Source organism: Pseudoalteromonas sp. P1-9, assembly GCF_001399975.1.
GTDB lineage: Bacteria > Pseudomonadota > Gammaproteobacteria > Enterobacterales > Alteromonadaceae > Pseudoalteromonas.
The window spans coordinates 203,002-228,540 of sequence record NZ_LKBD01000003.1 but is presented as its reverse complement, the minus strand read 5'-3'; the positions used below and the strand labels follow the sequence as shown (position 1 = coordinate 228,540).

At 41.7% G+C, this 25,539-nt stretch carries 28 protein-coding genes; 22 read left to right on the top strand and 6 right to left on the bottom strand.

The features are described from left to right. Positions 1-38: 38 nt before the first annotated feature. Complete coding sequence (locus AN214_RS03645; protein WP_054978458.1) at positions 39-515, bottom strand: zinc ribbon-containing protein; 477 nt, start codon at positions 513-515, stop codon at positions 39-41. A gap of 238 nt (positions 516-753) precedes the next feature. Between AN214_RS03645 and leuS the strand changes: the two genes are divergently transcribed. The 13 genes from leuS to lipA all read left to right on the top strand — a co-directional run bounded on the left by leuS (position 754) and on the right by lipA (position 13,365). Continuing rightward, on the top strand, positions 754-3,342 hold the full coding sequence (gene leuS, locus AN214_RS03640; protein WP_054978457.1) for a leucine--tRNA ligase: 2,589 nt from the start codon (positions 754-756) through the stop codon (positions 3,340-3,342). Continuing rightward, on the top strand, positions 3,342-3,827 hold the full coding sequence (gene lptE / locus AN214_RS03635) for an LPS assembly lipoprotein LptE (protein WP_054978456.1): 486 nt from the start codon (positions 3,342-3,344) through the stop codon (positions 3,825-3,827). Before leuS ends, lptE begins: the two co-directional genes overlap by 1 nt. Further along, a complete protein-coding gene (gene holA / locus AN214_RS03630) occupies positions 3,827-4,882 on the top strand; it encodes a DNA polymerase III subunit delta (RefSeq protein ID WP_082428478.1) in 1,056 nt (351 codons plus the stop codon). The genes lptE and holA overlap by 1 nt, the downstream gene beginning before the upstream one ends. Further along, positions 4,879-5,493 (top strand): nicotinate-nucleotide adenylyltransferase, encoded by a 615-nt coding sequence (gene nadD, locus AN214_RS03625; protein ID WP_054978455.1) that lies wholly within the window; start codon positions 4,879-4,881, stop codon positions 5,491-5,493. The genes holA and nadD overlap by 4 nt, the downstream gene beginning before the upstream one ends. Before the next feature lie 62 nt (positions 5,494-5,555). Continuing rightward, positions 5,556-5,873 carry a ribosome silencing factor gene (gene rsfS / locus AN214_RS03620; RefSeq protein WP_054978454.1) on the top strand — a complete coding sequence of 106 codons (318 nt, stop codon included), beginning with the start codon at positions 5,556-5,558 and terminating at the stop codon, positions 5,871-5,873. Positions 5,874-5,877: 4 nt separating this feature from the next. Next, entirely contained in the window at positions 5,878-6,348 is a 471-nt protein-coding gene (gene rlmH, locus AN214_RS03615) for a 23S rRNA (pseudouridine(1915)-N(3))-methyltransferase RlmH (RefSeq protein ID WP_010560410.1), read from the top strand. A gap of 16 nt (positions 6,349-6,364) precedes the next feature. Beyond that, entirely contained in the window at positions 6,365-8,239 is a 1,875-nt protein-coding gene (mrdA, locus tag AN214_RS03610) for a penicillin-binding protein 2 (protein WP_054978453.1), read from the top strand. Continuing rightward, positions 8,236-9,339, top strand: a complete 1,104-nt coding sequence (rodA, locus tag AN214_RS03605) for a rod shape-determining protein RodA (RefSeq protein WP_054978452.1) — start codon at positions 8,236-8,238, stop codon at positions 9,337-9,339. Before mrdA ends, rodA begins: the two co-directional genes overlap by 4 nt. 4 nt (positions 9,340-9,343) lie before the next feature. Then, positions 9,344-10,087, top strand: a complete 744-nt coding sequence (locus AN214_RS03600; RefSeq protein WP_054978451.1) for a septal ring lytic transglycosylase RlpA family protein — start codon at positions 9,344-9,346, stop codon at positions 10,085-10,087. 59 nt (positions 10,088-10,146) lie between these two features. Further along, a complete protein-coding gene (locus AN214_RS03595) occupies positions 10,147-11,298 on the top strand; it encodes a serine hydrolase (RefSeq protein ID WP_054978450.1) in 1,152 nt (383 codons plus the stop codon). Positions 11,299-11,467: 169 nt separating this feature from the next. Beyond that, on the top strand, positions 11,468-11,746 hold the full coding sequence (gene ybeD, locus AN214_RS03590; protein ID WP_010560415.1) for a DUF493 family protein YbeD: 279 nt from the start codon (positions 11,468-11,470) through the stop codon (positions 11,744-11,746). Positions 11,747-11,757: 11 nt separating this feature from the next. Further along, the gene (gene lipB, locus AN214_RS03585) at positions 11,758-12,396 is read left to right on the top strand and encodes a lipoyl(octanoyl) transferase LipB (protein WP_054978449.1); all 639 of its coding nucleotides are present in this window, start codon (positions 11,758-11,760) and stop codon (positions 12,394-12,396) included. 3 nt (positions 12,397-12,399) lie between these two features. After that, positions 12,400-13,365: a lipoyl synthase gene (gene lipA / locus AN214_RS03580; protein ID WP_054978448.1), complete on the top strand. Its 966-nt coding sequence runs from the start codon at positions 12,400-12,402 to the stop codon at positions 13,363-13,365. A gap of 67 nt (positions 13,366-13,432) precedes the next feature. Here lipA and AN214_RS03575 read toward each other — a convergent pair whose 3' ends face one another. Together AN214_RS03575 and AN214_RS03570 are read right to left on the bottom strand one after the other, a co-directional pair. Next, complete coding sequence (locus tag AN214_RS03575; RefSeq protein WP_054978447.1) at positions 13,433-13,954, bottom strand: DUF2867 domain-containing protein; 522 nt, start codon at positions 13,952-13,954, stop codon at positions 13,433-13,435. Then, positions 13,920-14,117: a hypothetical protein gene (locus tag AN214_RS03570; protein ID WP_054978446.1), complete on the bottom strand. Its 198-nt coding sequence runs from the start codon at positions 14,115-14,117 to the stop codon at positions 13,920-13,922. Before AN214_RS03570 ends, AN214_RS03575 begins: the two co-directional genes overlap by 35 nt. 122 nt (positions 14,118-14,239) lie before the next feature. Here AN214_RS03570 and AN214_RS03565 point away from each other — a divergent pair, with 122 nt between their 5' ends. Continuing rightward, positions 14,240-14,770, top strand: a complete 531-nt coding sequence (locus tag AN214_RS03565; protein ID WP_054978445.1) for a TetR/AcrR family transcriptional regulator — start codon at positions 14,240-14,242, stop codon at positions 14,768-14,770. Positions 14,771-14,926: 156 nt separating this feature from the next. Further along, entirely contained in the window at positions 14,927-15,718 is a 792-nt protein-coding gene (locus AN214_RS03560) for an META domain-containing protein (protein ID WP_054978444.1), read from the top strand. Between the two features lie 47 nt (positions 15,719-15,765). Here the strand turns inward: AN214_RS03560 and AN214_RS03555 are convergent, their stop codons facing one another. Next, the gene (locus tag AN214_RS03555; RefSeq protein WP_054978443.1) at positions 15,766-16,614 is read right to left on the bottom strand and encodes a 23S rRNA (adenine(2030)-N(6))-methyltransferase RlmJ; all 849 of its coding nucleotides are present in this window, start codon (positions 16,612-16,614) and stop codon (positions 15,766-15,768) included. A 181-nt stretch (positions 16,615-16,795) separates the two neighbouring features. Here AN214_RS03555 and AN214_RS03550 point away from each other — a divergent pair, with 181 nt between their 5' ends. The 7 genes from AN214_RS03550 (at position 16,796) to AN214_RS03520 (ending at position 21,260) form a co-directional block, all read left to right on the top strand. Next, entirely contained in the window at positions 16,796-17,020 is a 225-nt protein-coding gene (locus AN214_RS03550; RefSeq protein ID WP_054978442.1) for a hypothetical protein, read from the top strand. A 3-nt stretch (positions 17,021-17,023) separates the two neighbouring features. After that, complete coding sequence (locus AN214_RS03545) at positions 17,024-17,299, top strand: cell division protein ZapA (RefSeq protein ID WP_054978441.1); 276 nt, start codon at positions 17,024-17,026, stop codon at positions 17,297-17,299. 79 nt (positions 17,300-17,378) lie between these two features. Next, positions 17,379-17,693, top strand: a complete 315-nt coding sequence (locus AN214_RS03540; RefSeq protein ID WP_054978440.1) for a hypothetical protein — start codon at positions 17,379-17,381, stop codon at positions 17,691-17,693. Between the two features lie 95 nt (positions 17,694-17,788). After that, positions 17,789-19,144: a LysM peptidoglycan-binding domain-containing protein gene (locus AN214_RS03535; protein WP_054978439.1), complete on the top strand. Its 1,356-nt coding sequence runs from the start codon at positions 17,789-17,791 to the stop codon at positions 19,142-19,144. 60 nt (positions 19,145-19,204) lie between these two features. Next, entirely contained in the window at positions 19,205-19,684 is a 480-nt protein-coding gene (locus tag AN214_RS03530) for a peptidylprolyl isomerase (protein ID WP_054978438.1), read from the top strand. Positions 19,685-19,687: 3 nt separating this feature from the next. Then, the gene (locus tag AN214_RS03525) at positions 19,688-20,413 is read left to right on the top strand and encodes an SDR family NAD(P)-dependent oxidoreductase (RefSeq protein ID WP_054978437.1); all 726 of its coding nucleotides are present in this window, start codon (positions 19,688-19,690) and stop codon (positions 20,411-20,413) included. Next, positions 20,394-21,260 (top strand): amidohydrolase, encoded by an 867-nt coding sequence (locus tag AN214_RS03520; RefSeq protein ID WP_054978436.1) that lies wholly within the window; start codon positions 20,394-20,396, stop codon positions 21,258-21,260. Before AN214_RS03525 ends, AN214_RS03520 begins: the two co-directional genes overlap by 20 nt. Before the next feature lie 31 nt (positions 21,261-21,291). On the opposite strand, the gene AN214_RS03515 is transcribed toward AN214_RS03520, so the two are convergent. After that, positions 21,292-22,245: a phosphotransferase gene (locus AN214_RS03515; RefSeq protein WP_161805657.1), complete on the bottom strand. Its 954-nt coding sequence runs from the start codon at positions 22,243-22,245 to the stop codon at positions 21,292-21,294. 90 nt (positions 22,246-22,335) lie between these two features. Continuing rightward, the gene (locus AN214_RS03510; protein WP_054978434.1) at positions 22,336-24,939 is read right to left on the bottom strand and encodes an ExeM/NucH family extracellular endonuclease; all 2,604 of its coding nucleotides are present in this window, start codon (positions 24,937-24,939) and stop codon (positions 22,336-22,338) included. Positions 24,940-25,539 lie beyond the last annotated feature (600 nt).

Genomic DNA, 25,539 nt, shown 5'->3' with positions numbered 1-25,539 from the left:
TTAAGTCCTTAAAAAATAACATCAGAAAGTTAAAATATTTATGGCGCGCTGGCGATACGATGAAACTCAATGGCATCACACTCAATACACGCACTTAATTGGCTTGGATGTGTAATGTGCTTCACTTCACCACAGGCTTTACATTGAAACTCACCAAACGATACCCACTCGCCTTGTTTATAAATACCATTGTGCTCAAAATCATCGAGGAGTAATGACCATTCTAATTGGGTTTTATCAACTAAATGTGACAGCGCTAACCACCATTCTTCATTAAACTCTTCATTTGCGAAGTCGTTTTCTTTGTGTTCTTTTCTGAGGCGATTAAACTCCTCAATATCACGTTTTACGTAATAACTGTAATCTTCTATTTGCTCTTTTGAATATTTGCCAAGGGCTGCCAGCTCTTTTTGAAAGTCATAGAAGGCTTTTTGTAAGCTTTTAAGCTCGTGATCGTTTACATCCTGTAACCACTGTTGAAAGCGCTTTAAATAATTGTCGTAACTGTCTTTCATTCTATTCCTCCTTTTGCTGTTTCTATAAGTATAGTAGCGATATAAAAAATATCTTGTATCAAACAGTTAACTGCTTATTAAAACAACAAGCAAGTAACAAAATCAAACGGCTTTTAAGGTGCGATTAAAGACATAAAAAACTTACTTTTAATGCACTGCTAAGGCTGTATTAGCGCCGCGATTTACGCTATGCTAGGCGCCAATTTTTATTTATTTTGCAAGTAGTTTGGAAATTAGAATGCAAGAGCAATACAGCCCGCAGGATATAGAACAGAAAGTTCAAAAATATTGGGATGAAAATCAAACATTTAAAGTAACTGAGCAAGAAGGTAAAGAAAAGTTTTACTGTCTCTCAATGTTCCCTTACCCAAGTGGTCGCCTGCACATGGGTCACGTACGTAACTACACCATTGGTGATGTAGTATCACGTTTCCAACGCTTGCAAGGCAAAAACGTAATGCAACCTATGGGTTGGGATGCATTTGGTCTACCTGCTGAAAACGCCGCAATTAAAAACAACACGGCACCTGCAAAATGGACTTACGAAAACATTGACTACATGCGCAACCAGTTAAAGCAACTTGGTTTTGGTTACGACTGGGATCGTGAAATCGCAACCTGTCATCCTGAGTACTACAAGTGGGAACAATGGTTCTTCACAAAACTGTACGAAAAAGGCCTTGTATACAAAAAAATGTCAACGGTTAACTGGGACCCAGTAGACCAAACCGTACTTGCTAATGAGCAAGTTATTGACGGTCGCGGTTGGCGTTCAGGTGCAGTTGTAGAGCAAAAAGAAATCCCGCAGTGGTTTATTAAAATTACTGACTACGCACAAGAGCTACTTGACGACTTAGACAAACTTGAGCACTGGCCTGAGCAAGTTAAAACCATGCAGCGCAACTGGATTGGTCGCTCTGAAGGGTTAGAAATCGACTTTAAACGTGCTGATAACGGTGAAACATTCACTGTGTACACAACACGTCCAGATACCTTTATGGGCGTAACCTATGTGGGCGTTGCAGCCGGTCACCCAATTGCACAAGAAGCGGCTAAAAATAATCCGGCGGTTGCTGCATTCGTTGAAGAATGTAAAAACACCAAAGTTGCTGAAGCTGATATGGCAACAATGGAGAAAAAAGGCATCGACACTGGCTTTAAAGCAATTCACCCATTAACGGGCGAAGAAGTACCTGTATGGGCTGCTAACTTTGTACTAATGGACTACGGTTCGGGTGCAGTAATGGCAGTACCTGGTCACGACCAACGTGACTTTGAATTTGCTACTGCCTACGGTCTTGAAATCAAACAAGTTATTGCACCTGTTGAAGGTTCTGAACTAACAGCAGATATCGCCAATGAAGCATTCACTGAGAAAGGCGTGTTAATTAACTCTGGCGAATTTGATGGCCTTGAGTTTGACGCAGCATTTAATGCCATTGCCGATAAACTTGAAGGTATCAATGCAGGTAAGCGCAAAGTTAACTTCCGTCTACGTGACTGGGGTGTAAGCCGTCAGCGTTACTGGGGTTCACCAATCCCGATGTTAAATAAAGAAGATGGTTCTGAGCTTGCAGCAACAGAAGACATGTTACCGGTACGCCTACCTGAAGATGTGGTAATGAATGGTGTTACATCGCCAATCAAAGCTGATCCTGAATGGGCAAAAGCAACCGTTAATGGCGAGCAGGTTTTCCACGAAACTGATACCTTCGATACGTTTATGGAGTCATCTTGGTACTACGCACGCTACTGTAGCCCACGTTACGATGAAGGCATGTTAGAGCCAGGTGCAGCTAATTACTGGCTTCCTGTAAACCAATACATCGGTGGTATTGAGCACGCTATTCTGCATTTACTTTATGCGCGTTTCTTCCACAAACTATTACGTGACTTTGGCCTAGTAAATTCAGACGAACCGTTTGAGCGTTTATTATGTCAGGGCATGGTATTAGCGGAAACCTTCTTCCGTAAAGACGAGAAAGGCGGCGACGTTTGGATTGCACCAAGCGACGTTGAAAGCGAAAAAGACGACAAAGGTCGCGTTGTAAAAGCGTGGCACAAAGACGACGGCCAACCAGTTGAATCTGCTGGTATGAGCAAAATGTCTAAATCGAAAAATAACGGTATTGACCCACAAACGGTTATCAACCAATACGGCGCCGATACAGTGCGTTTATTTATGATGTTTACCGCACCACCAGAGCAAACCTTAGAATGGTCTGATTCAGGTGTTGAAGGTGCGCATCGCTTTATTAAACGTGTTTGGAAATACGCCACTGAAGTAATGGCAAATGAGCGCACAACGCTTGATAGCGCTTCGCTTTCAAACGAGCAAAAAGTGCTTCGTCGTGAATTACATAAAGCGATTGCGAAAGTGTCTGATGACTTAGATCGTCGTCAAACATTTAATACCGCTATTGCTGCGGTAATGGAACTACTTAACAAACTTGTTAAAGCGCCATTAAACGATAGCAATGATATCGCGATTGGTTATGAAGCACTTGAAGCATTAATCGTGATGCTTTCACCAATCACGCCGCACGTTTGTCATGAATTATGGCTAAACCTTGGCAAGCAAGGCGAAGTCGTTGATGCACCATGGCCTGTGGTCGATCAATCAGCGATGGTTGAAGACGAAAAACTGGTTGTTGTGCAGGTTAACGGTAAAGTACGCGGTAAAATTACCGTTGCCGCGGACGCAGACCAAGACGCTGTGGAAAAAGCAGCGTTTGCAGAGCCTAATGTGACTAAATTCACAGACGGTTTAACTATTCGCAAGGTTATCTTTATTAAAGGTAAATTGCTAAACGTGGTTGCAAACTAATGTTTGCACCACGCTTTTTACAAAACACAGCATTATTGCTGTGTTTTGTGCTTTTAGTTGGCTGCGGTTTTAAATTGCGTACCGCATCAGTATTACCTGACGATCTGCAAAACTTAGTGGTCACGGCGACAAACCCTGACTCTCAGCTTTTTACTGAACTACAAAATAGTTTAGCACTGAGCAATATTAATACTGATTCAAAGCACGCTACCGCTGAGCTAAAGCTACTAAAAGACTCGCTTAACCGTCGTACACTAAGTTTATTCCCAAACGGCCAAGTAGCCGAGCATGAACTTATTTACACTGTCAGCTACCAACTTATTCGTGACAAGCAAAAGCCAATTACCAATAGCTTTGAGCTTACCCGTAATTATCAAGATGACCCTGATAATGCGCTAGCAAAATCGCGAGAAATGGAATTGATCCTGTCAGAATTGCGCCAACAAGCAAGTAACTTGATTATTCGTCAGTTAGGCCAATATTAATGCGTATTTATCCGAACCAATTAGTTACTCAGTTAAAACAAGGCTTAGCGCCCTTTTACTTACTTTTTGGTGAAGAAGCATATTTATTGAACCAAGCTGCGAGCCAAGTTAAATCAATTGCAAAAGCACAAGGATTTGATGAAATCATTCGCTTTGCCGCTTCTCCCCAGTTTGACGGGCAAGAAATTGTGCAAGAATATGCAAGCTTGTCTCTCTTTGCTAATCGAAAAATTATCGAATTAGAACTGGGTGACAGCAAGCCCAATGCTGCAGCCAGCAAGTTATTACAAACGCTTGCGCAAAACCCAAACCCCGATTGCATTCTCGTTATCAAGGGCGAAAAAGTGGGTAACGACATTCAGCGTGGCGCATGGTTTAAAGCATTAGATAAACACGGGTTATTTGTGCCGTGTTACCCGCTTCAAGGAAAGCAGCTGTTTGCGTGGCTTGAACAACGGTGTCAAAGTTTGAATTTGCAATTATCTGCCGATGCTAAAACCTTATTGGTTGACTACAACCAAGATAACTTGTTCGCAATATCCCAAGAACTTGAAAAGCTCTCTTTACTCAATATATCCGGTGAAATTAACACCCAAACCTTAGCACCTACGCTGCTCAATCAATCTCGTTTAGACGTATTTGATTTAAGCGACGCCCTATTAAAAGGCGACAGTGTTCAGATCAGCAAAGTAATGCTTAAGCTAAAACAAGAAAACGTCGAACCAACCATTATTTTATGGGCACTGGTACGCGAGTTTGAAAGCTTACAAGCAATGCATCAAGCGATTGCAAACGGCGAATCCTTCAATGCAATTTTCAGCCAATTTAAGGTGTGGAAAAATAAGCAAGCCATTACAGAACAAGCATTAAGGCGTTTAACACACGTTGAACTGAATGCGCTCGGTGATGTACTGGCCGAATTTGATTTGGCTTATAAGCAACATCAACATATTGATGCCTACCAACACTTATTGCACATTGCCCTTATGTTTGTTGGCCCACTGCCCTTTTCTGCACCGTTTAACGCAAAAGTAGAACAATACGCCAACCTATGATTGTTATTTTAGGTGGCACATTTGACCCAATACACACCGGACACCTTGCATTAGCGAAACAAGCGGATCAAATACTAACGCCAAGCAAAGTACTGTTTATGCCGTGCAAGCAACCTGTACATAAAGCCACGTCGGGCATAACAAGCGCGCACCGCATTAATATGATTAACCTGGCAATTAAAGATGAGGCTAACTTTGCCATTGATTTGCGCGAAATAAACCGTGAAACACCAAGTTATGCGCTAGAAAGCCTAATTAGCTTCAGACTAGAATTACCGGAAGTGCCTTTATTTTTTATTATCGGAATGGATTCACTCAACACCTTACATAAATGGCATAAATGGCAAGACTGTATCAGCAATAGCAATTTTTTAGTCTTTCAACGACCAGGCGAAACATTTCAACCAAACCCTGAAGTTGCGCCGTTTATTAGTGGCAATATTAACGATGCGATAGAAGACTTACCGCTTGCCGGTCATATCTTTCTTGCACAGCACCAACAAGTAGCCATTTCATCCTCGGCACTGCGTACAAATCTTGCCCAATACAAAAATGAATTCCTGCCAGAAGCGGTTTGTGACTATATAAAACAGCATCGTCTCTACCAATAAACCCTCTGCACGTGTTAAAATTTAACAATTAAGCCAAATAAACCAATTACTAGGAAATACTTTTGGATCCTCGCGAGTTATTAGACTTTGTAATCGACAAAGCAGACGACATCAAAGCCGTTGATATCACCACGTTAGATTTGACAGATAAATCATCAATTACCGACTATATGGTTGTGTGCTCAGGCACTTCAAAACGCCATGTTCAGTCAATTGCCAACAACGTTGCACTTGAAGCAAAAGCACAAGGTATTGAAATCATCGGTACCGAAGGCCAACAAGAAGGCGAATGGGTTTTACTTGATTTAGGTGATGTAGTACTTCATGTAATGCAAGAAAGTGCACGTGAATTCTACCAGTTAGAAAAACTTTGGAGCTAATTCTGTGCGTATTCAGCTAATTGCTGTTGGTACGAAAATGCCAGCGTGGGTAGAAACCGGCTTTCAAGAGTATCAGCGCCGGTTTCCGCGCGATATGAGCTTAGAGCTTATTGAAATTCCCGCTGGTAAACGCGGTAAAAATGCCGATATTAAGCGTATTTTACAGCAAGAAGGTGAAAAGACCTTAGCCGCAATTCCTAAAGGGAACAAAATCGTTACTTTAGAGGTCACAGGTAAAGCACTCGATACCCATCAACTTGCCAAGGAAATGAGTAAATGGCAACTTGATGGACGCGATATCAGCTTACTAATTGGTGGCCCTGAAGGTTTAGCACCTGAATGTATTGCCGCATCTGAGCAAAAATGGTCTTTATCTAATTTGACCTTGCCGCACCCACTGGTAAGAATAATCGTCGCAGAAAGCTTGTATCGTGCATGGAGTTTGAATAACAATCACCCTTATCACCGAGAATAAGAACAAAAACAATTAGATGCTAAAACAACGCGCTACTATCAGGGATCACTCAGCGGAGGCTAATTTAGTCGCCCGCCGCGCGTTTGTGGCGTTTGTGTTTGTCATGATTGTTATTGGCATCTTATTTGTTAACGTGTTTAATTTACAAATTAATCAACACCAAATTTACCAAACTCGCTCCAACGAAAATCGCATTAAAGTCATTCCAATTGCGCCAAACCGTGGCCTGATATACGACCGTAACGGTGTACTACTCGCGGAAAACCGCCCTGTTTATAACCTTGAAGTAATCCCAGAAGAATCTGACGACCTAGAAAAAAGTTTAACTGAAGTCTCTGCTCTTTTTGATATTAGCCAAGAGCAGCAACAAGAATTTCTTAAAAACAGTAAACGCAAACGTCGTTTTAAAAGCCAAATTTTAAAGTCACGCTTAACCCCAGAGCAAGTTGCGTTGTTTTCTGTAAACCAACACAAATACCCAGGCTTTAGCGTTGAAGCACGCTTGGCGCGTCATTACCCTTATGGCGATGCCCTAACCCATGCCATTGGGTATGTTGCCAAAATGAATAAAACCGAGCACTTTGAGCTCGAAATGGAAGGCCGCGACGTAAACTATCGGGCGACCCGTGATATCGGTAAGTTAGGCATCGAAAAATACTACGAAGAAACGTTACATGGCACCGTTGGTAGCGAAGAGGTTGAAATAAATAACCGCGGGCGAATTTTACGCACCCTAAAATCCACGGACCCTGAACCTGGCAAAGATCTCATTCTGACGCTGGATATTGGCTTACAGCAAATAGCACAAGCAGCGCTTGATGGCATGCGTGGTGCGGTTGTGGTAATGGATGCCCGTGACGGCGGTATTTTAGCCTTTTATTCAAACCCAAGTTACGATCCTAATTTATTTGTTCACGGCATTAGTAGCAAAGATTACAAAGCACTGCTCAACCCCGATAGACCTCTTGTTAACCGTGTAACCAAAGGGGTTTATCCACCCGCATCAACAATTAAACCACACCTTGCAATGTTGGCTCTTGATGAAGACGTTGTTACTGAAACAACCGAATTGTACGACCCTGGCTTTTTTAAATTACCGAAAGCGGATCACCGTTGGCGTGACTGGAAACCTTGGGGGCACGGCAAAGTCGATGTATATAAAGCAATTGAAGAAAGTTGCGATACCTACTTTTATGAAGTGGGCTACCGCTTAGGCATCGATAAAATTAGCGAGTTTATGTATCAATTTGGTTTTGGTCAGCGCACAGGCATTGATATTCACGAAGAAAAAACAGCCAACTTGCCGTCGCGTGAATGGAAAGAAGTCACTTACAAATTACCTTGGTACCCAGGTGACACACCCAATATTTCAATTGGTCAGGGCTATTGGACCGCCACCCCAATGCAAATAGCCAACTCCATGGCCATCATGGTGAACAAGGGCCTGCGCTATCAGCCGCATTTAGTGTCAGCAACTAAATTGAGCGACCAAGTACAAATTATTGCCCGTGATGAAAAGCCACCCGTACAACTTAAAAATGACGAAAATTGGAATATTGCACTACGTGCGATGTACAACACAGTACATAAAAAAACGGGCACGGCGCACAAAGCCTTTATTGGCGCACAATACACGGCAGGTGGAAAAACCGGTACAGCACAGGTGAAAAGTATCGCCCAAGGTGAGCGCTACGACGCAGAGAAACTCGACGAACGCCACCGCGATAACGCAATGTACATTGGTTTTGCCCCTTATGAAAAACCTGAAATTGTAATAGCAGTTGCCGTTGAAAATACCGGTGGCGGGGCATCGGTTGGGGCACCTATCGCGCGTACATTAATGGACTATTACTTTTCGAATAAACCAGAATCTTTGGTAGGTAAACCGTGAAGGCGCTCAATCACAATAAAACGATTTGGGATAGATTACACTTAGACTGGCCATTACTTGTGGCAATTTTAGCCTTAATGGGCGGCAGTTTAGTGGTAGTTTACAGTGCCGGCGGTCAGAATATTGATTTAGTATTTCGTCAAGCAACCCGTATTGGACTTGGCTTATTTGTGTTGTTCGCCCTGGCCCAAGTATCACCCACAAATATGCGGCGCTGGGCATTACCCATCTACGTGGTTGGTGTAGCCCTGCTGGTTGCCGTCATGTTTTTTGGTGTATCAAGTAAAGGCGCACAGCGCTGGCTCAATGTGGGTATTCGCTTTCAACCCTCTGAGATTATGAAACTCGCCATGCCGATTATGGTTGCTTGGTATATTAGTCGTTATCACTTACCACCGAAATATCGCCATTTAGCAATTGGCTTATTAATTGTTGCAATTCCAACACGTTTAATCATGAAACAACCCGATTTAGGCACATCAATTCTGATTGCAAGTTCTGGCCTATTTGTGTTGTTTTTTGCAGGTCTTCATTGGCGCCTTATTTTAGGTGCGTTAGCCATTGCACCGGCGGCAATTTATGGTTTTTGGCATTATGGCATGCACGAATACCAAAAAACGCGAGTGCTAACCATGCTTGACCCAGAGAGCGACCCACTTGGTGCGGGATATCACATTATTCAGTCTAAAATTGCGATTGGCTCTGGCGGTGTTGAAGGCAAAGGCTGGACGCATGGCACGCAGTCTCAATTAGAATTTTTGCCCGAGCGCCACACCGATTTTATTTTTTCCGTGCTAAGTGAAGAATTTGGCCTAATTGGTGTCACAATTTTACTTAGCTTGTACTTATTTATTATCGCTCGCGGCTTGTTTATTGCCGTCAGTGCACAAGATGCATTTGGCAAATTATTAGCAGCGAGTATTACCCTGACCTTCTTTGTTTATGTTTTTGTAAACATTGGTATGGTTTCAGGGTTATTACCTGTAGTAGGGGTTCCCCTTCCCCTTATCAGCTATGGCGGTACGTCCATGGTAACCCTGCTTGCGGGGTTCGGTATTATTATGTCTATTGCAACCCATAAGCGCATTTTGGTGAAATAACACAATGAAACACCTACTACTTTTAACAATACTAATTTTTATAACCGCATGTGCGCCGTCTGGTCGCTACAGTATGCGTCATGACGCAGCGCCACTGCGCGCGCCATTGCCAGAAGAAATGCAAGATGTTGCGGTGACATCTGAAAAAAAGAGCATTTCTGCAAGCAGACCTTATGAAGTACGCGGCAAACGCTATCAGCCATTGCACAGTGAAGTAGGCTTCAGCCAAACTGGCGTTGCCTCTTGGTATGGGCGAAAATTCCATGGCTACGCCACATCTAATGGTGAGCCTTACGATATGTTCGCCATGACCGCAGCACATAAAACCTTACCGTTACCCAGTTTTGTGCGCGTTACCAATTTAGAAAATGGCAATACTGCAGTGGTACGCGTTAACGACCGCGGGCCATTTCACGATGATCGTATTATCGATTTATCGTACGCCGCCGCATATAAACTAGGCTACCATCGCAAAGGTACCGCGAAAGTAAAAATAGAAGCCCTAGTACCGGAAACTAATCATCACAAAGCCTATATTCAAATTGCCGCTGCGCAAAGTATCGAGCACTTAAGTGTGCTTGCTAAAACGTTAACGGCAGAACATCAGGTAGACAGTAAAATTGTGAAAAAAGATGGAATTTATCGCTTGCGCCTTGGTCCAATCGACAATGCGCAAGTTGCGAAAGAATTACTCGATAAAATTAAGGCAAATAGCCATGAAAACGCATTCATGCTTTACAGTGACTGATTGCTTTAGGATAATTAACGCAAAATACCCAAAACTAATACAATTGACCCAAAGAGCCAATGAATCGAATTAAAAAAACAGTTATTGCTGCCATTGCAGCAGCGTCGTGCTTTTCACTGCAAGCACAAATCATCCCCGCGCCTCCTCAAATCAATGCCAAGGGCTATTTTTTAGTTGACTTTACAACAGGTAAAGTCATTGCCGAAGGTGAAGCTGATACTAAGCTAGCACCGGCAAGTTTAACCAAAATGATGACCAGCTATGTGATTGGTCTTGAGGTAGAAAGCGGTAATATTTCGCTTGATGATCAAGTTACCATCAGTGAAAGAGCGTGGGCGAAAAACTTCCCTGACTCATCAAAAATGTTTATCGAAGTAGGTAAACAAGTATCGGTAGAAGACCTAAACCGCGGCATTATTGTGCAATCAGGTAATGATGCGTGTGTAGCAATGGCTGAGCACATTGCCGGCAGCGAACCAGCATTTGCTGATTTAATGAATGCCCATGCACAAAAATTAGGTATGAGTAATACGCACTTTATCAATAGCCACGGGTTAGATACTACAGAGCACTATACTACGCCACGTGATATGGCAACCTTAGGTGTTGCACTCATTCGTGACGTACCAGCTGAGTACTCGCTATACTCAGAGAAGTCGTTCACGTATAACGGCATTAAGCAGTATAACCGTAACTCACTGTTGTGGGATGAAAACCTAAACGTTGATGGTATTAAAACAGGCCACACCAGTGAAGCTGGCTACAGCCTTGTAACCTCAGCTAAAAAAGGTAATATGCGTCTAGTATCAGTTGTTATGGGTACCAAGAGCGAGCGTTCACGTGCAACAGAAAGCCGCAAATTACTTAACTACGGTTTCCGCTTCTTTGAAACAGTGACACCGTATAAAGCCGGTGACAGCTTTGCCGAGCAGCGTATTTGGATGGGTCACAAAGAAACGGTATCGCTAGGTATTTTAGAAGATACACCGATCACCATTCCTCGTGGTCAAATGAAAAACCTAAAAGCGAATTTCGAGCTAGACCAAACACTTGAAGCACCAATTGAAAAAGGTGTAAAAGTAGGTACTTTGTTCTTACAGCTAGACGGTGAAGATATTGCACAATATCCATTAGTAACGTTAGAAGAAATTAACGAAGGTAGCTTCTTTAGCAAAATCTACGATTACATTCGTCTACAAATTAACAACTAATCTGTTAATTAATAAAAAAAGCGCCATTTGGCGCTTTTTTTATTTGTAAATTGGCAAAGACAGATAAACATTATTAATAAGCGTTTTTTTGAATTTATGATAGACTAGCGGGCATTTTCTTAGGGCCAGCTAAATGGTCGTAATAACCCTATAATTACTGAGGTGAAATGTGGTTAATCCGGTTAAAAATACTAAATTTGACGAGTTTTTAGAGTTCCCTTGTCCTTTTACTTTTAAAGTAATGGGCCTTGCAAATGTTGACTTAACCTCGCAAGTATTAACTGTGATGCAAAAGTTAGCGCCTGGCGACTACGCACCTAAAACCAAAGCAAGCAGCAAAGGTAATTATGAGTCTGTAAGTTTAGTTGCAACAGTCACCAGCAAAGAACATATCGAAACAATTTACACTGAGCTTGGCTCAATCGCAGACGTACGTTACGTACTGTAAGGCCTATTAATATGCCTAAATTGATCGTTCGACAGCTTAATCGCCAAGATTACGAGCCGGTATGGCAAGCAATGCAGCATTATACCGATACGCGCGACGAAAATGCCGCTGATGAGATTTGGTTGGTAGAACACAACCCTGTATTTACCCAAGGTCAAGCAGGCAAAGAAGAACACTTATTAATGACCGGTGATATTCCGGTAGTTAAAGTTGATCGTGGCGGCCAAGTAACTTATCACGGTCCAGGCCAACAAGTACTGTATGTATTGTTTAATTTACGTCGTCTCAAAATTGGTGTGCGCGAATTGGTTACTTGGCTTGAAGAAACGGTGATCGATACCCTAAATGATTTCGGTATCAAGGCGTACGCCAAAGCCGATGCACCGGGCGTATATGTCGACGAAAAGAAAATAGCCTCTTTGGGTCTTCGCGTTCGTCGTGGCTGTTCTTTTCACGGTCTTGCATTAAATATCGATATGGATATGGAACCGTTTTTACGCATTAACCCGTGTGGTTATGCCGGAATGGAAATGCTACAAACCAAACAAATTAATGGCCCACAAACGCTAGAAGAAGCGTCAAGCGGGCTAGTAAAGCACCTAGTTAAAAAATTAGGTACCACTGAATATGAGCAAGTAGTAGGTTTTTAATCAATGAGTAAACCTGTAAAAATGCAACCGGGCGTAAAGCTTCGTGATGCGGAAAAAATGGCACTAATCCCCGTCAAGGTTATGCCAACTGAAAAAGAAGAAATGCTGCGCAAGCCAGAATGGCTAAAAATTCGTTTACCTAAATCAAGTGAGCGTATTGACGGCATTAAAAGCGCAATGCGTAAGCATGGTTTGCACTCAGTATGTGAAGAAGCATCTTGTCCAAACTTGTCTGAGTGCTTTAACCACGGCACAGCAACCTTTATGATTTTAGGTGCAATTTGTACCCGTCGTTGCCCGTTCTGTGATGTTGCCCACGGTCGACCGCTGAAACCTGATGCACAAGAGCCAGAAAAGCTTGCCTTAACAATTAAAGATATGAAGCTAAGTTACGTTGTAATTACGTCTGTTGACCGTGATGACTTACGTGACGGTGGTGCACAGCACTTTGCCGATTGTATTCGCGAAATTCGCAAACACAATCCAGGGATTACGATTGAAATTTTAGTCCCTGATTTCCGTGGTCGTATGGATAAAGCCCTAGAGATTCTAACCGAAACGCCACCTGATGTGTTTAACCACAACTTAGAAACGGCGCCGCGCCTTTATAAGCTTGCGCGTCCAGGTGCTGACTACAAATGGTCACTTGAATTACTGCGTCGCTTTAAAGAAGCTCACCCGAACGTTAAAACAAAATCAGGTTTAATGGTTGGCCTAGGCGAAGAAATTAGCGAAATTGAAGAAGTGTTACGCGATTTACGTGAACACAATGTCGATATGCTTACAGTGGGTCAGTATCTACAGCCTTCTAAGCACCATTTACCGGTTAAGCGCTACGTGCCGCCTGTCGAGTTTGATGCATTAAAAGACTATGCTGATGAAATTGGCTTCAGCCATGCAGCATGTGGTCCGTTTGTACGCTCTAGTTATCATGCTGATTTACAAGCAGCAGGTAAAGAGGTTAAGTAACGAAAGCGTAAGCTAAATTACTTAAATAGATTACAAATAAAAGCCAGCACATGCTGGCTTTTATGTTTTATATTCGATTCATTTTTAATGCGTAACGAATGCAAAATGGGGCAATAAATCGATGAAATGGCTTAATGATTGCCATATACACTCGCCCTTTTAACGTTCTTAATTCCACCTCTGTCGCAACAATAAATTGACTTTGCGACACCCGTTTTACCGTTAGCCAAATAGCCATATTGGGCTCCTCACTGGTACTGACAACTTGCTCATCGCTTACCAATTGATAACGCAAAAACCCCGCGCTCTCACCTATTTTCATCGAGGTAAATCTACTGCCCATATTATTATCTGTTGCCGCAAAGCCAAACAGTGCGACGACTTTGTTACGCAGTGTCAAAAGGCCTTTTACCCACTGCGGCAGCTCAGCGAAAATTGCAAAATAAACCTGCTTTGCAGTTAATTCAGCCTTGTTTGCAGTAAACATAAATGCATCTTGATAGCACGCCCCTTTTCCTTTGGTAATAACACTTGGAAATGGGATTGCCTTAACCTTATTTTTTAACGGACTGCTTTTGTAAAAACGCATCTTTAAACGCCTTTTTTCCATCTTTAAAGCCTAAAATAAGTAGCAACAGCACTACACCACCAGGCACTAGAACGGCCATAAGCAGCGGCCCAACAACATAGCTATAACAAAAGATAAACGGCAGAAAAATAACCGAGCCAAGTAATCGTTTTAAGTGTTCCATACTCACTCCTAAAAATAATTGAGCACGCTCATTTTATTTTTGAGCGCGCTCAAAAATCAACAACAATTTTTATTGCGTTAATTTATAAAGCTGGTGTAATAGCGCATGTACTGGAGGAAAACGTGTCAAAAAAAGAACAAACAAAACAACTTATTCTTACAACTGCATGGCTGCTTTTTAAAGAAAATGGATACCAAAACACCAGCACGCGTGATATTGCGATGGCGTCCGGTGTCGCAAACGGCACGGTATTTTGTCATTTCAAAAGTAAAATCGACATTTTAAAAGCGGGATTTTCAGACCAATTAGATGAAGTACTGTTAAACGCCAGCAAAAAAGATAAAAGCCATAGTGCAATTGATCGCATGTCGCATTACGCCAAAGCGCTCTACCCGTTTTACTTATCTCAGCGTGAGTTTAGTCGAGAGTTACTTGGCACGATTATGTGGCAACACAGCGAACTGGCCCCTCAGTTAGCAAAGTTTAAAAACCAACTAATACATGATAACAACGCAAGTGCACATCATGCTGATGTGATCATTGATCTATATTTTATGACCTTGCTATACGGGCTAAATCACCCTGAAATAAATGAAAATGAATTAGTTACACAACTTGAAAATAAGCTGAGTTTGCTAAATGTACCGGACTAACATTCAGGTTAACTAAAATAGGTTAACCTATGTAGCATTAAGCATAAGTTAATAATAGCGCTTTAAAATACGCGGTGTTGAACTTGCAAAGAGCAAAGCTCAACACGCACTTGTGTAAGTCCACTTAATTTCGTTAAACAAGATAAAGGAACTACTATGAATCGCTTTGCTAAAGCTTTGTTTTTATGTTCACTTATTGCCACCAGCACAATTACATTAACCGCATGTCAATCTACCCCTGAAGTTCAGCAATCAACAATGCGCACGTTAAATACCGAAGTATTCTATTTAGACCGCAGCATGTTGCCGCCTAATGCCGAGTTAACAGTAACGCTTGAAGATGTATCCAAGATGGACGTTGCCGCGACCGTGATCAGTAGTAAATTAACCACACTCGATACTGCGCCACCTTATCGCGTTGCATTGACTTATGATGAAGCGTTAATCAAAGACAATATGCGCTACAACGTACGCGCACAGATCCGTAAAGACGGTGAGTTACTGTATACCACAACACAATCAAATAACCCGTTTGCAAATAACAGCGATCCGCTTCGACTAAAACTGACTAAAATCGCCCCGACAATTAAACCAGATGTACCGCTGACAAATACTTATTGGAAAGCCACCATGTTACAAGATGCTAAAGTGAATACACCAGAAGGTGCACGAGAAGTCTTTGTACAGTTAAAAGCCGATGGTAATGCACGTGGATTTGCTGGCTGTAATAACTTTATGGGTGGCTATGTAGCAAAAGAGTTTGGACTGCGCTTTAAAGGCATGGCCAGTACTATGATGATGTGCCAAGGTACGGCGAACACCCTTGAAAGTGCAATGCATCAAGTATTGCAAGATACCTTTGAATACAAAATAAAGGGTGAATCATTAACCTTATTTAATGAGAAAAAAGAAAAAATTGCTCAGTTTAGTGCCGTATACTTTAACTAATTAAGCCTTGCTTAATGCATAAAAAAAGCCGCATTTTGCGGCTTTTTTTATTCTTCAACGAGTTGTTCACTACGGTAAAAACCACCGTCATCCGACAACAAGGAAACGAGTTCTGGTAAACATGCATCCATGGTTTTTTTCAATGTCCATGGCGGGTTTATCACAATCATGCCTGAGGCCGTCATACCTAACTCATCGCTATCTGCGCTCGTCGCAAGCTCAAATAACTGAATATTGCGAATACCCGATGCAATAAGTCCCTGCTCCATTTTTTCAATGCGCTCTCGTGTTACTACAGGGTACCAAATCATAATGGTGCCGCTGTTAAATTTCTCGTTGGCTTTTTTAACAGTTTTAACAACTTGCTCGTAATCTGACTTTATTTCGTAAGGAGGATCAATTAATACGCAACCACGTTTTGCTTGCGGTGGTAGTAAACCTAATAGTCCAGTAAATCCGTTTTCTTTTCGCACATAGGTTTTCTTGCGACGCGTGCTAAGCTCAGCCATATTGTTTTTTAAGCTTTCGCTGTCTTGCGGGTGCAATTCGAATAACCAGCGTTTGTCGGTATCACGTAACAAGCTGTCAGCAACAAGTGGCGAACCGGGGTAGAACTCAAGCTCCCCTTTATTAAACTGTTTTACACGCTCAACATAATTTGCAATTGCTTGGTTGTCACCTGTGTATTGCCATAACTTAGCAATACCATCTAAATACTCTTGCGTTTTTTGGGCGTCTGCATTGGCTAAACGATAAATGCCAACACCTGAGTGGGTATCAATATATTCAAGAGGCTTATCTTTTTGCGTAAGATAAGTAAGCGTTTCAATTAATACTAAATGTTTAATAACATCAGCAGGGTTACCTGCATGAAAAGAGTGACGATAGCTAAGCATATACAGCCCTAAACGTAAATTTGCTGCATTATAACTCTTTTATACATGTTTTACGGGTAGATTTTGCGCAGTTAAACGATTTTAGCTAAATTTCCTTGAACTTAGCCTTGCTATCGCCATCCAATACCCATATTTACATATTACTGTCACATTTATTCATTATTATTTAAGGCGTGCCATTATGAGCGACAATTTATACTCTACGCTACATTCGTTAGTTGACCAATTAATCTCCCAAAACCAAACCCTAAAAGAAGAAAAGCAAGCGCTTGAAACTGCGTTAGCCAAAGCAAAAGACGAGCTTGAAACATCACAGCTTGAATTAATGGAGCTTGAAGAATCGAGCAGCTCACAAGCAGCTTCTTTAAATGAACTTGTTACTAAGCTCTCGCAAGCGGCAAATTAATTTATGGCGCAAGGTGATAATCAAGGCCTCGCAATAACCTTACTTGGCAAGCAACATATGATTGCTTGCCCAAAAGGCAAAGAAGAAGAGCTGCTTGCTGCTGCAAACCGTTTAAACGATGAGTTAAACGAATTTAAACAGCGTGCACACACCAAAAGCGATGATAAAGTATTGCTGATGGTCGCTTTAAATCTTTGTCACCAATTACTCAGTGCTGACGCGCAACATACCAAGCAAATGAACCAACTGATTGTTAAGTTGTTGTCAGGAGTCGAATAATATATCTCAGATTGTTCTGGAAATTATTTTATTATTGCGATATTAATGTCACACCTTTAACCGCTAAAAACCGTTGACCATGCAAAAATCTCAACTATTTGGCATCAAACTACTCGTTATTAGTTTAGTATTCTTTGTCATTTTAATTGTAGATGCCGTGGTTATTTGCCAGCTTTTAAATACGCAAAACTCGGTAACTGTGTTACAAGTTCAATTGTGGGGAAGCTGTTTGGTAGCAGGTGGTATTGTGAGTGGCATTTCGCTTTTACAGCTCAAAAAAATCAGCGCAATGCGTGCATCAAGCTATTTAATTATGGCCTTGATTTTTATAGCCTTACCCTTTACTTTTGCGACAAGCCCTTATTCTGTAACAAGTTTTTTTAACTTCTTTTAAATCTTACAGTTATCAATTTTTTGCTTTTTTGTCATTTCTGATACTTTTTTCTTGTCTACACTTAAACCAAGTTTTCCTGAAAAGGCATGCTGGTTATGTATCGCTCACCCGAGTTAAAAGGTCTATTGCTATCGCTGTTACTTGCATTAGTAGCACCAACTGTATCTGCCGTGAGCAACAAATCGAATATTTGGCAACTTATTGCTGAAAATAGACAGCTAGCAAACCTATCACACCCGCGAATTGACGATAAATTACACTGGTATTCGCAACAATCGTTTTATGCCAGCAATATTTCATTGCGTGCAAAGCCATACTTACCCTACATAGTTGCAGAGCTTAAAAAACGTAATATGCCGATAGAATTAGCCTTACTGCCCATTGTTGAAAGTGATTTCCGTATGACTAAATCGCAAAAAGGCGCGGCGGGAATTTGGCAACTTATGCCACTGATTGCACAGCATTATAATGTGCCAATTAACGGATATTACGATGGCCGCTTTGACTTGGCGCTTTCAACCCATGCTGCGCTGAGTTATTTAAACGAACTATATGTGACTTTTGACAAAAACTGGTTGTTAGCAATCGCAGCCTATAACTGCGGTGAGGGTAAAGTAAAAGAAGCAATACGTATAAATAAACATAACGCTAAACCGGTAGATTTTTGGCATTTGCCATTACCGCAAGAAACCAAAGATTATGTACCCAAGCTATTAGCAGTTAATAAACTAATTGCGAACAACCCGTCGTTTTTTCCACCTGTGGAAAACACATCCCCTACTCGTATCATCGATGTAGAGCAGCCCTTTTCCATTATTGTAATTGCCGAACTACTCCAAGTGCCAAGCGCAGAAATACTAAAACTAAATCGCGCCTATATCGCCGATAAAAGTGCACCGAATGGTCCCTTTCACTTGCTGCTACCAAAAAAGCTCGGCATCACACTAGAACAAGTATTGTTGTTTAGCCGCTATGGTAAAGATAAAGGATACACAGTTAAAAAAGGGGATTCTTTATACCGGCTAGCAAACCTCACGAACACGTCAATTTCAAAGTTAAAAGCGCTTAATCGTTTAACAACAGATGTATTGTATATTGGGCAGCGTTTAATCTTACCCGCCAGCAGTAAAAGCATGCCGAGTTTAGTGCGTGAATATGCCATTAGCCGGTACATCAAACGGGCAAAACCGGAAATCGAAAGATTAGAAGTATCCTACCAGGTTAAACCGAGCGACTCCCTTTGGCACATTGCGACTTTATTTGATGTTACCATCAAGCAGCTGCGCGATTGGAATACATTGCCGCAAAAAGGCATTATAAAACCAGGGCAAGAATTAAAAATTGTTATTACGCAAGCTAAAGTGACGCCGCAAGGTATACTTACATCTGGCGATATCACCGAGCAACTGCCCTACTTTTCAATTAGCCAAACTGCGACATTAAACAATTGATTTTCGCGTCTTAATCTTAATTCATATATACTGCGAAAAATTGTTAAATTTAGGATTATTATGCAAATCGCAAAAGACGCCGTTGTTGAATTTCATTACACCGTTTTTGAAGGTGACACTCAGTTAGAATCAAGCAAAGATAGCTCTCCGTTAGCTTACCTTCACGGCCATGAAGGCATGTTGCCTGGTTTAGAAAATGCGCTTGATGGCAAAGCGGCTGATGAGAAATTTAGCGTTGAGCTTGAAGCTAAAGACGCGTACGGTCCACGCCACGATAACGCAGTTCAGCGTATTCCTTTAAAGCACTTGCAAGGTGCTAAAGTATGGAAGCCAGGCATGACAGCGGTTGTGCATACCGATCAAGGTCAACGCCAAGTAACCATCATTAAAGTTGGTCGCTTTAACGCTGATTGTGATTTAAACCACCCATTTGCTGGTAAAGATTTAACCTTTAATATCGAAGTTGTATCAGTACGCGAAGCAACAAGCGAAGAGTTATCGCACGGCCATGTGCATGGCGCTGGCGGTTGCGGCCATTAAATTATGAGCAAAGTAGCAATAGTTACTGGCGGTAGTAAAGGTATTGGCCTTGCTACCGTTTCGCGATTAATCGACGATGGTTATACCGTATATAACCTTGATATTAGCCCTTCAGAAGTTGGGCATTTTATCGATTGCGATGTGAGCAATGTTGATGCGGTTGCCAAAGTGATTGCAAATATAGGGCAACAACATCAATCGATTGATGTTGTTGTATCTAATGCAGGTCGCCACCTATCAGCTAACATCGAAAACACTTCGGAGCAGATGCTAGACGTGCTATTTTCGTTAAATGTGAAAGGCGCGTTTAGCCTAATTAAGCATGCGCTACCTTTTATGAAACAAAACGGCGGCGCAATTGTGCTAGTAGCGTCTGATCAAGCGCTTATTGGTAAGCGAAACTCCTTCGCATATAACTTATCTAAAGCTGCACTTGCCTCAATGGCACGTACCACCGCGTTAGACTATGCCGAATATAACATTCGTGCCAACGCTGTTTGTCCAGGCACCATTGAAACACCGCTTTATCATGCGGCTATCGATAGCTATTGCGATAAAAGCGGCGCCAACAAGGCAGAAGTACACGCTGAAGAAGAAGCATTACAGCCGCTTAACCGTTTAGGTCAGGCAACTGAGGTAGCAGATTACATTGGCTTTTTAGTCAGTGATAAGGCGACATTTATTACCGGTAGCTTGCAGGTTATTGACGGTGGATACACAGCGCAATAAGGCCATATTCGACCCTCACCTTCATCTTTTTGATTTAGATGAAGGTGATTATTTTTGGCTCAAAAATGCACTGCCCCCTTGGCCAAAAATTAGTTTAATTCAGCGCAATTTCACACCAGCCGATTTAAAACTACCAGCACATTTTCAGCTTGACGGCTACGCGCATATTGAAGCGGGTTTTAATAATGCTCACCCCGCGGCCGAAATCGCCTTTTTAGAACATAAATACAAATGCGCACATTGTGCGATAAGTTATGCGCAAATTGATCAAGACCCACATACTTTTAAAGAGCAAATTCAGGACTTTTCACGCTATGCTACGTTTGTTGGCATTCGTGATATTAGTGAAGGTTCGGATGCCGAGCGATTATTAAAGCCTGAAGTCGTAAGCAATTTTGCCTTGCTTGAAAGCTATCAGTTAATCTTTGAGGCGCAGTTTGAACTTCACCAACACCCTATCACACAGCGCTTATGTGATTTAGCAAAAGCATGCCCAACATTAAATATTGTGTTAAATCACGCAGGTCTAGTTACACCTGAGTCGTTTGACGATTGGCACACGGCAATCAAAGAACTGGCACGCTTTGATAATATCGCGATAAAGTATTCTGGGTTTGAAATGATCGATTTGCCATTAAGCGATCCATTTAGAAAAACGGTGTTGACCACACTAGTTACGCAATTTGGCGAAAACCGCGTTATGTTTGCCAGTAACTTTCCAATTTGTTTAATGACATCAAGTTATGCCTCGCTTTGGCAACAATATTACGACCTGTGCCCAAATAAAGCTCTGTGGCAAAAGCTCAGTTTTGCTAACGCGAAGCGCATTTATCAGATACAGAAATAGCGATAGCTACCAGCTCTTTGATTAATTACTACTAGATATTTGCTAAAGCCTTATTAGCGTGATGCCACGCATATTCATGTAATTTCCAATGTTTCGGTGACCAACCCTCTAAAAAGCGCACAAAGTCCGCCCACGCAACGCTATAAAGTGCCAACCAGCACGATAAAATTTGCGTACCGCCCGGCTTAGCAAACACGTCGCAATACTTTAAAAACGCCGTTTGATAATAACTCAGTAACTCATGCTCAACAGCATATAATTGCTCACTGCTAAATGCACTACTGAGTAACAACATTACGTCTTGTATACCAATACCTTTGCCAACATACTGAAAGTCATACCCTGCAACGGTATTTTGCGACATCATAAAGTTAGCAATTTTAGCATCGCCATGAACAAGTGTTTGATAAGGACAGCTCCGCAATTGATTATCTAACTCTGGCGCTGCCGCTTTTAACGCCGTATGCGACATTGCGTTTAATTCATCAGGACGCGTCGCAAGATGCCAATAACCGCCTTGCTGCCATAGCTTATTGTCACTGACATTAAGATTTTGCGCATGAAAACACGCCAACCAATCAAGAATTCCTTTAACCGCTGAGATATCATCTTCGGCTATGGCTTCAAACCCCGCAGATGCTAAATCACTGAGCAGTAAATACTGTGTATTATCAGCTTCCAGTAACCCTAAAAATTGTGGCGTAACGACATTTAGTTTGTTGCTGTAGTGGCGATAAAAATATTGTTCATTGCGATAAGAACTTAGCTTTCGAGCAGATGCAAAGTCACTATTCCAGCCCTTCGGGTGGTGTATTTCAGTTGGCTTGCAAATGGATTTTACTACTACCGATTCATCATTTTTAGCAAACGAAATACGATGCAGTGCACCAAAGCCACTCCAAACTGTTTTGAAAGTGTCTACTTGGTGAATATTTGGCTTGCCAAGAGTTTGGCATATTTGCAGTTGAATGGTGTCATTTAGCATAGTGGAACCGATATTATCAAATCGCGTACACGCTACCATATTGCAAAAAAAAGAGCAGCAAATGCCGCTCTTGTGTTCAACGAGTAACAATTAGAAATTTTGCTTAGTTGCTTTGTAGCGCAGCGTTACATTTGCATACGGTAAAATACCACGCAGACGGAAATACCACTTACCCTCTTCAGGTTTGTCTAGCGTACATGTTTCGTTGCTGCCCCATAAATATGGACGACAATCATATTTAAAGAAGTTAGGCTGTTTACCGTGGCGCACATATAAATCTGCTTCACCATCGCCTTCAATTGACACTTCTAACGTATCAAAACCCGCTGGCAGTTCAATAGTACGGTGATCCCACCAGAACCAACCAGATAGGTTTTCAAATGTACCTTCAATAACCGTTGGTGCTGGGCGCGTATCAAAGTCAATTACGATTGGGTCGTGATCAGATGCACGATAAGCGTGATCAGCATATAAACTTGCTAGGTGCTTATCTGACTTGTATTCCATGTTGTAGTCTAGTGAAACTGGCTCGTCAGCATTAATATGCCAATCTTGAATACCAACTACTTTGTCATACATGCTGCTTGATGCAAATGCGTGATCTAAACTACCAATGCGACCTTGATATACATACGAGTAATCACGTGTATGACCAAAGCGTTGCTTTTTAATGTTTACAAAACCATTGTTAACAAATGCATAGATTGGATCTTCTTCACCATACGCGTTCATATCACCAAGAATTACCATATCTTCATCAGCTACAGTAGTTGGATTAGTCGCTAACCACTCATTCAGTTTATTAACTGCGTTAACGCGAGTTTGGTTCCAACAACCTTGACCATCCTTTTGGTCTGCATCTAAACCTTCCGCTTTACTACAGCTACCCTTAGAACGTAAGTGAGTAACCACTACCGAAAAATTCTCTTGGGTTAGCTTATCTGTAAAGGTTTGCATTACTGGTGGACGGTTTCCGTAATCAAACGGAACTGCTTCAGTGAACGCAGCTGTGCCTATTTCTGCCACTTTGTTACTGCGATAAATAATCGCCGACATAATTGCGTCGCCACCAACCTGCTGCGTGTTTAAATTAACAAAGGCATAGGTATCGTTTGCTTGAGCGGCATTTAAAGACGCAACTAAATCAGCAATTGCACTTAAATCAGAAAAACCATCGTTTTCCATTTCAAGTAAACCAATCACATCTGCATCTAGCGCTAAAATTGCACTCACTGTTTTTGCTTTTTGACGTTCAAATTCTTCTGCTGTATCTGCACCACGAGGCGTTGGGAAACCACCGCCTTGGCCGTCACCATTGAAGTAATTAAGTACGTTAAAGCTCGCAATACGTAAATTACTGTTTTCAACAACGTCTGGCGCTTCGCTACGCTCATTTTCTGCTATAAAGTTTGGTGTTGTTGTTGGGTGAATACGGTACTGGCTATAGCCATAGCCAAGCACACCAGTAAGGCCATTTACTTTATCGCCTAGACGCAATGTATTGTAAGCGTCAAGTTCTGGCGTTGGGTATGGGATCACCTCAGGGTTTTGCGCGCTTGAACCATCATCTAATGTAATAGATTTAAGCTTGTTTTCAGCCTCTACTGCATTTGCAGCATCACCAGGCAGTGCAACTTGTGTGCTTTGGAATAAACGTTCTGTGCCAAGCTTTAGCTCGCCGTAGCGTGAAAGACCATAAGTGTCATTTACAACTAGTTCATTAGATACACTTACAAGCATACCTTCATACGCTTCTAAGCCACCTTCAGCTGGTAGTGTTATTTCTGTGGCGCTGTAACTTTCTGTGCCACACACTTTAAGATCACCAACATAAGCAAGTTGAGTTTGCCCATATTTTTCTTCTACTTTTGCACGTAGTTTTACAACATCACCTTGTGCTACTTCAGTTTTGTTGTAATAAACAAAAATACCTTCTGATGTGGTTAAGTCACTATCTTGATCAAATGACTCTTCTTGTAAGAAAAAGCCTTTTAACTGATTGTCACCTTGCAGGCTTACAGTAACAACTGCTTGCACTTCAACTGTTTCGCCAACAAGCGAGCTCGCATCACCATTACCTTGAATAGCACTAATAAGAGTTGCATCACCACCGCATTCAACTGGGTCCGGCTCTTCTGTTTGCTGATTGTGACTACCTATATTTGAAAAATCATCTTTTGGCAATGCCATCCATTCAAGTTCGCCATCAAACGCTGCAAATGCATCTGTACGGCCAGATTTTACAGATTCTAATCTAACTAACGAACGGTCTTGAGTGCGTACATCGCCGCTTACCCAAGCTGAGCCTGGATCGACACCAATTTGGCCTAAGCTATCAACCACAGTGTCGCTGTTAGTTAATGTAACCGCGTCATCACCGTTAAACCAACTGCCATCAGTATCAAGCTGCGCTTTTGCTTTTAACGCTTCCGCTGCACGTGAGTGTGCAACAACATAAGTAGTGTTAGGTGCAAGTTCACCAGCAAGCGTAATGGTACGGCCAATTTCCGTCTTACCATTGAAATAAAAGTTTAGTGCGTAAGTTGATAAATCAACTGCGGTATCGCCTGCATTATAAACTTCAACTGCTTTATTGTAGCTGCCGCCTTCAACGTATTCCGAAATGATCACATTCGCATTGGCACTGGCTGTTGCCAAGGCAATTGCGCTTGCCAAAAGTGTTTTCTTTAACATTAGTATTGTTCCCGATTTTGTTTTACCCGACTAAGGAACATCGTATGCTAGGCATATAAAGTGACAAATCAATTACAAAATAGTGTTTATTTACAGTGATTTACGATTAATTTAACATTTTTGAAACATTTTGAAATGAAAGGACTAATGTCCGGTGTTTTAGCTATATTTAGGAATAACAAAAGAATATCAATTCCCAAATGGAATTAGCGCTACTTATTTTTAATTCCATTCGGACATATGACCTTGCTGCTACCAATGAAAAATTAGTTCCGATACTATTAGCCGTTTTATTGTGTTTAGCTCGCAAGGGATTAATAACAAAAAGCAAACTTTACACCGTACCTTTTGTACAAAAAAGCTGACTAAACCAATAACGTTTTTTACCTTTTCGCAAAATAAAATCTCATCATATTGTTTTGACCTAAACCACTTCAGCCCACTATGTAAAACTAAACTCACTAGCGTGACTCATTTTCTTAAAAGCTTGATAGCACACGCTCTAAAAAAGCCTTTCGGTAAACTGCAGGCATAAAAAACGCCTGAGCATACACCCAAGCGTTTTCTTTAAATCAATATGGCGGAGAGGGAGGGATAAAC